The 10,390-nt window shown below is 43.4% G+C and carries 11 protein-coding genes; 7 read left to right on the top strand and 4 right to left on the bottom strand.

The annotated features are described in order from the left end of the window. Positions 1-247: 247 nt before the first annotated feature. Both HZA08_13225 and hemL read right to left on the bottom strand, forming a co-directional pair. Positions 248-1,024 carry an ABC transporter ATP-binding protein gene (locus HZA08_13225; protein MBI5194386.1) on the bottom strand — a complete coding sequence of 259 codons (777 nt, stop codon included), beginning with the start codon at positions 1,022-1,024 and terminating at the stop codon, positions 248-250. Between the two features lie 206 nt (positions 1,025-1,230). Continuing rightward, positions 1,231-2,514: a glutamate-1-semialdehyde 2,1-aminomutase gene (hemL, locus tag HZA08_13220; protein MBI5194385.1), complete on the bottom strand. Its 1,284-nt coding sequence runs from the start codon at positions 2,512-2,514 to the stop codon at positions 1,231-1,233. Between the two features lie 291 nt (positions 2,515-2,805). Between hemL and HZA08_13215 the strand changes: the two genes are divergently transcribed. Both HZA08_13215 and HZA08_13210 read left to right on the top strand, forming a co-directional pair. Next, positions 2,806-3,426, top strand: coding sequence for a hypothetical protein (locus HZA08_13215; GenBank protein ID MBI5194384.1), 621 nt, complete (start codon positions 2,806-2,808; stop codon positions 3,424-3,426). Between the two features lie 110 nt (positions 3,427-3,536). Continuing rightward, positions 3,537-4,766 (top strand): HD-GYP domain-containing protein, encoded by a 1,230-nt coding sequence (locus HZA08_13210; GenBank protein ID MBI5194383.1) that lies wholly within the window; start codon positions 3,537-3,539, stop codon positions 4,764-4,766. Positions 4,767-4,894: 128 nt separating this feature from the next. Here HZA08_13210 and HZA08_13205 read toward each other — a convergent pair whose 3' ends face one another. Continuing rightward, a complete protein-coding gene (locus HZA08_13205; GenBank protein MBI5194382.1) occupies positions 4,895-5,146 on the bottom strand; it encodes a YfhL family 4Fe-4S dicluster ferredoxin in 252 nt (83 codons plus the stop codon). A 226-nt stretch (positions 5,147-5,372) separates the two neighbouring features. On the opposite strand from HZA08_13205, the gene HZA08_13200 reads away from it, so the two are divergent. The 5 genes from HZA08_13200 (at position 5,373) to HZA08_13180 (ending at position 9,466) form a co-directional block, all read left to right on the top strand. Beyond that, a complete protein-coding gene (locus tag HZA08_13200; GenBank protein MBI5194381.1) occupies positions 5,373-5,585 on the top strand; it encodes a 4Fe-4S dicluster domain-containing protein in 213 nt (70 codons plus the stop codon). A gap of 31 nt (positions 5,586-5,616) precedes the next feature. Continuing rightward, positions 5,617-6,795 carry a 2-oxoacid:acceptor oxidoreductase subunit alpha gene (locus HZA08_13195; GenBank protein ID MBI5194380.1) on the top strand — a complete coding sequence of 393 codons (1,179 nt, stop codon included), beginning with the start codon at positions 5,617-5,619 and terminating at the stop codon, positions 6,793-6,795. A 175-nt stretch (positions 6,796-6,970) separates the two neighbouring features. Next, positions 6,971-7,843 carry a 2-oxoacid:ferredoxin oxidoreductase subunit beta gene (locus HZA08_13190; GenBank protein ID MBI5194379.1) on the top strand — a complete coding sequence of 291 codons (873 nt, stop codon included), beginning with the start codon at positions 6,971-6,973 and terminating at the stop codon, positions 7,841-7,843. A gap of 26 nt (positions 7,844-7,869) precedes the next feature. Beyond that, positions 7,870-8,421, top strand: a complete 552-nt coding sequence (locus HZA08_13185; GenBank protein MBI5194378.1) for a 2-oxoacid:acceptor oxidoreductase family protein — start codon at positions 7,870-7,872, stop codon at positions 8,419-8,421. Positions 8,422-8,689: 268 nt separating this feature from the next. Continuing rightward, complete coding sequence (locus HZA08_13180; protein MBI5194377.1) at positions 8,690-9,466, top strand: inositol monophosphatase; 777 nt, start codon at positions 8,690-8,692, stop codon at positions 9,464-9,466. Between the two features lie 125 nt (positions 9,467-9,591). Here HZA08_13180 and HZA08_13175 read toward each other — a convergent pair whose 3' ends face one another. Beyond that, positions 9,592-10,251 (bottom strand): IS66 family transposase, encoded by a 660-nt coding sequence (locus HZA08_13175; GenBank protein MBI5194376.1) that lies wholly within the window; start codon positions 10,249-10,251, stop codon positions 9,592-9,594. Between the last annotated feature and the right edge of the window lie 139 nt (positions 10,252-10,390).

Here is a 10,390-nt window from a genome sequence, read left to right as displayed (position 1 = left end):
GAAAATCAACCCCATCCCCACCCTACCCCTCCCCTTGAAGGGGAGGGAATCAACATAGCTCCCTCTCCCTCAGGGAGAGGGTTAGGGTGAGGGTGGGGTTTTCATTGCCCTTTATGAGCCCTCGGCTCATGACAGTTCATCCGAAAATCCCTTCCGGCGGGGTAAGAAAACCCCGCCTATCCATTTCTATGAGGATAGGCGGGACATTCTTGTCCCGCTGATTTTCATGGCACGGGTTTGTAAGAAGCTATCTCATAGATGTTTCTTCCTGGCCAAGATATGCCTCTATGACAGCCTTATCTTTTTGTATGACAGAAGGGAGACCCTCTGCAATCTTTACCCCGTAATCAAGAACAGCAACACGATCGGATATACCCATGACAAACTTCATATCATGTTCAATAAGCAATACCGTTATCCCCATATTGCGCACCTGCCTGATTAAATCCATAAGCTGTCCGGTTTCTATTGGATTCAATCCTGCGGCAGGTTCATCCAACAAGAGCATCTGAGGTGAGCTTCCCAAAGCCCTTGCAATCTCAAGGCGTCTGCGGTCTCCATACGAAAGATTTCTTGCCCAGTTGTCTTTCTGTTCACTAATACCTACAAATTCGAGAAGCTCCATTGCCCGTGAAGAAAGACGGCGCTCTTCTTCTATTACACCCTTAGTTCTAATAATTGCACCGAGCACACCTGTCTTTGTCCTGCAGAAGCCGCCGACCATAACATTTTCGATGGCAGACATTTCAGCAAATAATCGAAGGTTCTGGAATGTTCTGGAGATACCTGCTTTAGTAATCTCGTGAGGTTTAAATCTGCTGATTCTTTTACCTTTGAATATTATCTCACCGTCATCAGGTGTAACAACTCCGGTAATACAATTAAAGAATGTGGTCTTACCTGCACCGTTCGGCCCGATCAGACTTATGATCTCACCCTTGTAAATGTTCAGTGTAACTTTATCAACAGCCTTCAGACCGCCGAATGATTTTGATATTGACTTTATTTCAAGAAGAAGTTCCATGGTTATCCGAATATCAACCCCATCCCCACCCTAACCCTCCCCTTGAAGGGGAGGGAATACTTAGGGCAACCTAACCTCCCTTTGAAGGGGAGGGAATAAACATAGCACCCTCTCCCTCAGGGAGAGGGTCCGGGTGAGGGTGGGATTTTCGTTGTCTTTTTTTTACTTCTTGCTTCTTAGTTCTTGCTTCTGCTCCTGGGTTTTATTTACAATGCCTTAAATGCCCTGTATGCCGCACTAATTGTTTTTTCAACATAAGACTCATTATGTGCTGTTGAGAGGAAGGCTGACTCGAACTGGGATGGGGCAAGGTATACGCCTTCTTCCAGCATTGATATGAAAAATTTTGCAAACCTTGTTGTATCTGATTTCTTTGCCGAGGCATAATCTGTAACAGGTGATTCCGTGAAAAAGGTACAGATCATACTTCCAACCCTTGTATTATAAACTGGTACACCTGCGGCATGAGCAGCGCCTTTAATTCCATCAGAGAGCAGTCCTGATAGCGAATCGAGACGTTCGTAAGTTCCGGGCTGAGATAATACCTTCAAAGTCTCTATACCGGCAGTCATTGCCACTGGATTCCCGGACAATGTCCCTGCCTGATAAACAGGCCCTAATGGGGCAATCTTTTCCATGATATCCCGCCTTCCGCCATAAGCACCAACAGGAAGGCCGCCTCCGATTACTTTGCCGAGACAGGTCAGGTCCGGGGTAATCCCATATAACTCCTGTGCCCCTCCATAAGCAACCCTGAAACCGCTCATCACCTCATCAAAAATCAGCAGGCTCCCATACTCAGTTGTAATCTTCCTTAGACCATTAAGGAATCCTTCAGCAGGAGGTACTACACCCATATTTCCGGGAACAGGCTCTGCAATTAAACATGCTACATTATTACCGTCAGCCTCCATTACCTTTCTCACTGCTTCAAGGTCATTAAAAGGAACAGTAATAGTATTTTTCGCAAGGTTAGCCGGCACGCCGGGACTATCAGGAATACCGAGTGTCGTAACACCTGAACCTGCCTTTACGAGCAGGCTGTCCGCATGTCCGTGATAACACCCCTCAAACTTTATAATCTTATCTCTTCCTGTATAACCCCTCGCAAGCCTGATTGCACTCATCGCGGCCTCAGTACCGGAGCTTACCATTCTCATAAGTTCCATAGAAGGAAAGGCGCTGTTGACCATTCCGGCGAGTTCCACTTCAAGTGCTGTCGGCGTACCAAAGCTCGTTCCCTTTGAAACAGCCTCTATAAGTGCTTTTGTAACCTGTGGATGTGCATGTCCGGCAATCATCGGCCCCCATGAAAGTACATAGTCAATATACTCATTCCCATCTACATCATATAAGAGGCATCCGTTCCCTCTTTCCATGAATACAGGCTCACCACCGACAGATTTAAATGCCCTTACAGGGCTGTTCACCCCGCCAGGTATCAGTTTCTGTGCCTCTGCAAACAACACCCGAGATTTATCCCTTTTCATTTAAAGACCTCCATATTTATCCGGAAATACCCCATCCCCACCCTAACCCTCCCCTTGAAGGGGAGGGAATTCTTAGACTCCCCCTAACCCCCCCTCCCGCCAAGGGAGGGGGTATAAAGCTATGTACCCTCTCCCCCGGCGGGAGAGGGTCCGGGTGAGGGGGCTCAACGCTATCTTGTTTCTTGCTTCTAACTTCTGCTCCCTGCTCCTTCTTAATATTCCTCTTGTAGTTCACTTACAAAAGATGTTAGAATTTAACAATAACGCTTATCCATTGTCAAACGGCTTATTATGAATATTGAAAAGATATTTGATTCAATTGACCTTATAGGAAGGAAGATAGCAGATGTCTATCAGTGTTTCTTAGAAAATTTCTATGATAATCCTGAATACAGGGAATTCTGGGAGGATTTAATTCAAAGCGAGGCCGCTCACCTTGAATTGCTGAACAGATTCAGAAGTATTGTCTCCTCCTCATCACATCCGGCCTGTGAGGTTTTGGGTAAAGAAGTAGAATATCCGGCACTCATCTCTTTAATCGCAAAATATGAAGAAGAAATAACAGACGGGGTAGATATAAACCTTGCATTGAAAATTGCTTTTCACCTTGAGGTACTTGAGATACAAGGGATATTTAATGAATTAATCAAAATGCCGCATGAACCTTACTTTGAGATACTTTCCCAGATACATCTTGAAATTCGCAAGAACATGGGAAGACTTATCGAAGGTATTGAACATTTCTCCACTGACCCTGATTTTCTGAAAAAGGTTACGGAATTAAAGGGCGGGATTATTGAGAGGAGATCAGGAAGCGACCGAAGGGAAGGAGAAGATAAATATAAAGGTCATGAGCGAAGAGGCAATGACAGAAGGCAGGGTAAGATTGTAAAGATTGTGTGCAAGATTTAACCATAAAAAATTAAATTGATTTTTAATTTCTGGATTAACTTAGCTTTTATTCCATCCGATAAAGTCTCCAAAATAATTCCAAATTAAACTTTAAACAATTAGAGAATCTTATGGCATTAAAAAAGATACCTATTCATAAACTCAAACCTGGTATGTTTGTTGGAGAACTTGACCGCTCATGGTTAAACACACCATTTTTATTCCACAGCGTACAAATTAAGACCCAGAAGCAGATTGATAAACTTTTGCATGGCGGTATACAGGATGTAATAATTGATACGGATAAAGGCATTGACCTTGAAGAACATGCTGTTCTGAGTCAGTCTGAAAAAGATCACCTGACGAATAAACAAGATGCAAAAAAATCAGATTCCGTTCAATCAATATTTGTTGACCCTGTATTACTCAAAGATGAACTGCCGAGGGCAAAAGAGATCAAACAGAATGTCTCCACAGCGGTTAAAAGTGTATTTAATGATGCACGGATGGGAAAGGCGATGGGGTTAAGTGATGTTAAGGACCAAGTCAATAATATTGTTGACAGCGTTTTCAGAAACAGAGACGCCCTGTTATGTCTTGCAAGTCTAAAAGATTATGATAACTATACATTTGTCCATTCAGTAAATGTCAGCATCCTTGCTGTTTCTTTTGGCCGTCAGCTTAATCTCTCTAAGAGTCAGTTGATGAACATAGGGTTGGGAGGGTTACTGCATGATATAGGAAAGACACAGATACCGGAAAGTATCCTGAATAAGCCGGGGAAATATACTGTTGAAGAATACAATATAATGAAACGCCATGTGTCCCTCGGCGTCGAACTTTTAAACAAACACGACAATATCCCGCATGATGCCATGTTATTTACTGCACAGCACCATGAGAGATATAACGGAACCGGTTATCCGCAAAGATTATATGGGGAAAAGATAAGCCTGATAGGCCGGATTGGAAGCATCTCAGATGTTTATGATGCAATTACTTATGACAGGGTATACCATAAGGCATCAAGCTGTCACGGCACTGTAAAGAGATTATATGAATGGAGTGATACGCTTTTTGATAAGGATTTAATAGAAAAATTTATCCAGTGTATCGGGATTTATCCATTCGGCTCTTTTGTAGAGATGAACACAGGGCATTGCGGGATAGTGGTCTCTGTTAATCACGAGAATCTGCTCAAACCTAATATTTTATTACTCTTCGATAAAAATAAAAAACCGCAGACTCCTGTATTAGTTGATCCGGCATCTGATGTTGATGATAAAGGGAACTGCCTCTATTCGATTGTTAAAGAATTAAATCCTGCAGAATGGAATATAGATGTCAATCAATATATTTAGGCAATATATTTAGGCAGTATATCTAACCCCGCTAACATAATAAATACTAAACCCTGACTACCGCTCTCAAATAAATAATGCAGAAAGTCAGGGTTTTATTTTTTCTATATAGAGAAGTCAACTACCAATTACTTTGACGCAGTTAAACGTTCGTATTTTGACTGTAACTCTTCTTTTGTCTCATTGTGATTCGGGTCCGGATTAATGCAATTATCAACAGGACAAACCGCCTGACACTGAGGCTCATCATAATGCCCTACACACTCAGTACACTTATTGGGGTCTATAATGTAAATATCCCCTTCACTGATAGCCTCGTTCGGACATTCAGGCAAACAGGCCGCACAGGCTATACATTCTTCATTAATATAAAGCGCCATTATACTACTCCTTTCTTTATTTTTGAAGTTTATTAAATTCGATATTAACATTTATAAAATTTATTTGTCAATAGATAAAAAATGTTAAAAGGGTTTGCAATATCTATAAAAAATAGCTTGCATTTTCCAATCAACATCTTGTAATATGAACAAAATAAGCTTTTTTATTTTAACAATAAAAAATACAACTAAACTGGTGGTTAGTATTTTTCTTTAGGGGGGCATTATGGCGGTTGCAGAAAAAGAAAAAAGGGTGTTCAGGATAGAGATTGACCCAAGGCTGTGTAAGGCATGCGTAATTTGTGTTGACTTCTGCCCCACTGATGTATTAACTATTGATGGGGCTACGGCGGCAGTGAAGAATCTGGCGGCCTGTAATGGGTGCCAGTTATGTGATAACAGATGTCCTGATTTTGCTATTCAGGTCTTTGAGGAGTAGATAAACTATGGCGACTAACAAGAAAAAATTCATGCAGGGTAATGAGGCGTGTGCTGAAGGGGCATTTTATGCAGGCTGTACATTTTTTGCCGGTTATCCCATTACACCCTCTACAGAACTTATGGAGATAGCATCTTCAAGACTTCCGAAAACCGGCGGGAACTTTATCCAGATGGAAGATGAAATAGCAAGTATATGCGCAATCACAGGCGCATCCCTTGGAGGACGCAAGTCAATGACCGCAACAAGCGGTCCAGGCTTTTCCTTGATGCAGGAAGGACTTGGCTTTGCATGTATGGCAGAGGTCCCGATAGTAATTATAAATGTTATGCGGGCTGGACCTTCTACAGGTTTTCCTACCGGTCCAAGCCAGTCTGATGTTATGCAGACAAAATGGGGCACACATGGAGACCATCCTGCAGTAGTACTAATCCCTGCCTCAGTTGAAGAGCTTTTCTACGAAACTATAAGGGCATTTAATCTTGCAGAAATTTATAGAACCCCTGTAATCGTTCTTTATGACGAGATAATAGGCCACATGAGAGAGGCGATTACCATTCCTCAGCCCGGAGAGGTTGAAGTTGTAAACAGGGCTAAACCATCCTGTCCGCCTTCAGAGTATAAACCTTATGAGGTCAAAGGCGGAGAAATAGCACCGCTTGCAGCTTATGGCGATGGTTACAGATTCCATGTAACCGGTCTATACCATGGGGCAGACGGCTTCCCCACAAATAATACAAAAATGATTGAAGAAGCAGGGCAAAGGCTTGTTAGAAAGATTGAAGACAATAAAGAACGTATATGGAAAAATGAAGAGTACTTCCTTGACGATGCAGAGGTCGGCATATTTGCCTATGGCGTCTCTTCAAGGTCTGCCAAGTTTGCTGTAAGGGAGCTTCGTAAACAGGGGATAAAGGCAGGGTTATTAAGACCACTTACAATTTGGCCCTTCCCTGACAGCGCTGTTTCTGAACTGGCAGAACGTGTAAAAACAATCATTGTTCCTGAGATGAATATGGGGCAGATTGTCCATGAGGTTGAAAGGGTTGCCCGCGGCAGGTGCGAGGTAAAAGGTCTTTTCAGGATAGACACTGAACCCATTAAACCGGTGCAAATAGTAGAAGCCATTACATCAAATGGTTCAAAGCCTTCTTCAACAAATAACAAGATGTCTGAGATTTTAGAAGAAAGAGATATGCTTGATGGTTAGGGTATTTACTCTAATGTCACTACGTGACGGCTTCGTAAAAAGCTCCAGGTGCAAGGCGCGCAAATCCTGAGGAATGAGGCGTACTTGCTGGTACGCTGCAATGACGAAGGATGCAGCGCAACGCAGCACGCCCAGAGGGCACCCGTTTTTTACGAAGTCGTAAGAGGAGAAGAACATGAGTACACCGGCAGAAGAAGTAAAAGCAATTGCAAAGAAAAAGAAAAAGGTCCCATTTGATTATTCTCCATATATAAGGGGCGGTAAACTGCCGCATATATGGTGTCCCGGATGCGGACATGGGATTGTATTAAAGAGCCTTTTGAGGGCAGTTCACGCATCAGGATTAAATCAAGATGATGTTGCAATGGTATCAGGGATAGGATGTTCAAGCAGAACCCCTGGATATGTTGATTTTAATACCCTTCATACCCTCCACGGCAGGGCGCTCACATTTGCAACCGGATTAAAGCTGGCAAACCCAAGGTTAAAGGTGCTTGTGATAACAGGTGATGGAGATGCACTTGCAATTGGGGGAAATCACTTCATCCATGCCTGCCGAAGGAATCTGGATTTGACCATACTTGTATACAACAACAATATTTATGGGATGACAAGCGGACAATCCTCACCTACGACCCCGCAGGGGAAAATTTCCACAACAGGCCGTCATGGCAGTGTAGACCCTGTCTTTGATACCTGTAAACTTGCACAGGCAGCCGGTGCTACATTTGTGGCAAGAGGGACAGCTTATCACTTTCAGGAATTAGAGAAGATTATATTTGATGCCTTTATGCACAAAGGGACATCCGTTGTAGATATTCTTGATGCATGTCCGACATACTACGGCAGGTTTAATAAATATGCGTCTGCAACTGACATGATGGAACAGATTGAAAAAGATGGAACAGTGAGTGTGAAGCAGGCAGAAAAGCTCTCACCTGAGGAGCTTCAGGATAAATTGTTAAGAGGGATCCTTCACAAGGCGGAGCGCCCGGAATATTTAGAAGAGTATAATAAATTAGTTACATCGCTTCAAACCAAGAAGTAGCATTTATATAGAAAGGTAAAGAAGAAATGGGATACAGATACGAACTGAGATTTACAGGTTCAGGCGGCCAGGGGATAATAACAGCAGGGATAATTATTGCCGAGGCTGCATCAATATATGACGGGAAAAAGGCAGTGCAGAGCCAGTCTTATGGTCCTGAATCAAGGGGCGGGGCATCAAGGGCTGAAGTCATTATAAGTGATGAGGACATAGATTATCCAAAGGCAACATCTATTGATGCAATGCTGGCCCTTACACAAGAGGCATGCACAAAATATCATAAAGACATTAAAAGCGGCGGCATCCTGTTAATTGATTCTGATGAGGTAAAAGATGTCCCCAAGGGAGATTTTAAGGTTTTTGCCTTTCCCATAATTTCAACAGCCACAAATGTGCTCGGAAAAGTAATAACAGCAAATATAATATCACTTGGTCTAATGACTGAACTTACAAAGATTGTATCACATGATGCTATTGAACAGGCTGTGTTATCAAGAGTCCCTGCGGCATTTCTTGAGTTAAACAAGAAGGCACTGCATACAGGCTTTGAAAAGGGTGCAGGACTTTCCCCGCTATAAGAATAATTATTCCACAATACCTCATATTCTCCCCTTCCCCCATAATTCAATGGGGGAAGGATAATGAAAATTATCCCACAAAGGCACGAAGCACACGAAGAATTAAAAAAGCTATTTTCTGTGAGGTTAAAAAAGGATTTTTGTATGAACCGTCATGAGACGGGGGTCTCACAAAGGGACATGAAAATCAGCGGGGTAAGAAAACCCCGCCTATCCTCATAGAAATGGATAGGCGGGGTTTTCTTACCCCGCCGGAGAGGATTTCCGAGTGAAAACATTTCTAAAAACTGCCGAAGAGGCAGCGCTTGCCGGCGGCAGGGTGTTGATGGAGTATTATGGAAAACCATTGGACGTCGAGTTCAAGGGTGATGCAAACCTTGTCACAATTGCAGACCGCCTCTCTGAAGATGCAATAGTCTCCATAATTACCGAAAACTACCCGGGCCACCGGATAATGGCAGAAGAGGGGACTACAAATAATAACATCTCTGAATATTGCTGGATAATAGACCCCCTTGATGGAACTACCAATTTTGCACATTCATTACCGATCTTCGCAGTATCAATCGGGTTGGAGAAGAATGGAAATATGGTGATGGGTGTCGTCTATGACCCTTTACGGGATGAATGTTTTACTGCAATGGAAGGATGCGGGGCATATCTGAATGGAAAACCTATACATGTCTCCAGAGTAGATACACTCGATAAATCCCTCCTTGCCACAGGTTTTCCCTATGACAGGAGGATAAACCCTGATGGGTATATTAAGCACTTCAGGGAATTCTTAAAAACCGCACAGGAGATCAGAAGACCCGGCGCCGCTACAATTGATTTATGCTATGTTGCCTCCGGAAGGTTCGACGGCTTCTGGGAACCCAAACTCCAGCCCTGGGACATCGCCGCTGCCGCAGTTATTGTCAAAGAAGCAGGGGGCAGACTTAGCAATTACATAGGCGGGGAGTTCAGCATATACGGCAAAGAAACCGTTGCAAGCAATGGAAAGATACATGAGGAGATGATAGAGGTGTTAAAGGGTATTTTGTAGCAGCATGTTACTCTAAAAGCCCCAACATGATATCGCAACATAAGGGTCTGTCATAAAATAACCTATATATTTATGCATCTCATCTTCCGGCCATCTTTGTGGTAAGCGGTTAATTAACCCCACCCTCAGAGCTGCATGCTGAGGATGGAGTTGCGGTCAACGTATTGAGGTAATAATGCCTTGTAGTCTGATTCAGTCTCGGCCAGTGGCAGGCGTTCAAACATGTACCTGAGATAACGGTATGGCTCAAGGCCATTGCCCTTTGCTGTTTCTATCAGGCTGTAGATCGTTGCACTTGCTGTGGCGCCTTCCGGAATTGCAGAGAACAGCCAGTTCTTGCGGCCCACGACAAACGGCCTTATCGCATTCTCTGCAAGATTATTGTCAGGACGCAGCAGCCCATCCAGCGTATATCTCTCAAGGCGATCCCACTGATTGAGTGCAGCCTTACCAAGAAGACCCTGAGGAGGTATCTTGGGTGCAATATCATCAAGCCACTTCTTAATCTGCTTCAACAGCGGAACAGACTTCTCCTGTCGTAATTTGTAACGTTCGTCTGCTGTAAACTTCTTCTCATCCGCCTCCTGCTCAATAGCGTATAGCTGACCTATCCATGCAAGTGCATCATCCGCATAACCCTTCTTCGTACTCCCCTTGGGTCTTGCCTTCACCACTTCATGAAACTTACGTCGTACATGTGCCCAACAGCCTATATGCACTATACCGTTACGGCTTCCCAGCAAATTATATGCAGCATATCCATCCAGCAGTTCTCTGTGAATCATTATAATGCTCCCCAGAATTTAGACAGAGTATTAAGGTGTATGTTAACCTGCCATAACCTAAAAGGAGGTATGGCAAGATGGGAAAGATTAGAAAGAATCATGACACAACTTTCAAGGCTATGGTGGCCCTTGAAGCAGT

The sequence above is a fragment of the Nitrospirota bacterium genome, from assembly GCA_016212215.1.
Taxonomy (GTDB): Bacteria; Nitrospirota; 9FT-COMBO-42-15; order HDB-SIOI813; family HDB-SIOI813; genus JACRGV01.
The sequence above is the reverse complement of the archived record's forward strand: the minus strand, read 5'-3'. Positions and strand labels throughout refer to the sequence as shown.

Coding starts and splice junctions, on each gene's coding strand:
- HZA08_13225 (MBI5194386.1), bottom strand. CDS start 1,024: ATGGAACTTCTTCTTGAAATAAAGTCAATATCAAAATCATTCGGCGGT.
- HZA08_13195 (MBI5194380.1), top strand. CDS start 5,617: ATGCAGGGTAATGAGGCGTGTGCTGAAGGGGCATTTTATGCAGGCTGT.
- HZA08_13215 (MBI5194384.1), top strand. CDS start 2,806: ATGAATATTGAAAAGATATTTGATTCAATTGACCTTATAGGAAGGAAG.
- HZA08_13210 (MBI5194383.1), top strand. CDS start 3,537: ATGGCATTAAAAAAGATACCTATTCATAAACTCAAACCTGGTATGTTT.
- HZA08_13205 (MBI5194382.1), bottom strand. CDS start 5,146: ATGGCGCTTTATATTAATGAAGAATGTATAGCCTGTGCGGCCTGTTTG.
- hemL (MBI5194385.1), bottom strand. CDS start 2,514: ATGAAAAGGGATAAATCTCGGGTGTTGTTTGCAGAGGCACAGAAACTG.
- HZA08_13175 (MBI5194376.1), bottom strand. CDS start 10,251: ATGATTCACAGAGAACTGCTGGATGGATATGCTGCATATAATTTGCTG.
- HZA08_13185 (MBI5194378.1), top strand. CDS start 7,870: ATGGGATACAGATACGAACTGAGATTTACAGGTTCAGGCGGCCAGGGG.
- HZA08_13190 (MBI5194379.1), top strand. CDS start 6,971: ATGAGTACACCGGCAGAAGAAGTAAAAGCAATTGCAAAGAAAAAGAAA.
- HZA08_13200 (MBI5194381.1), top strand. CDS start 5,373: ATGGCGGTTGCAGAAAAAGAAAAAAGGGTGTTCAGGATAGAGATTGAC.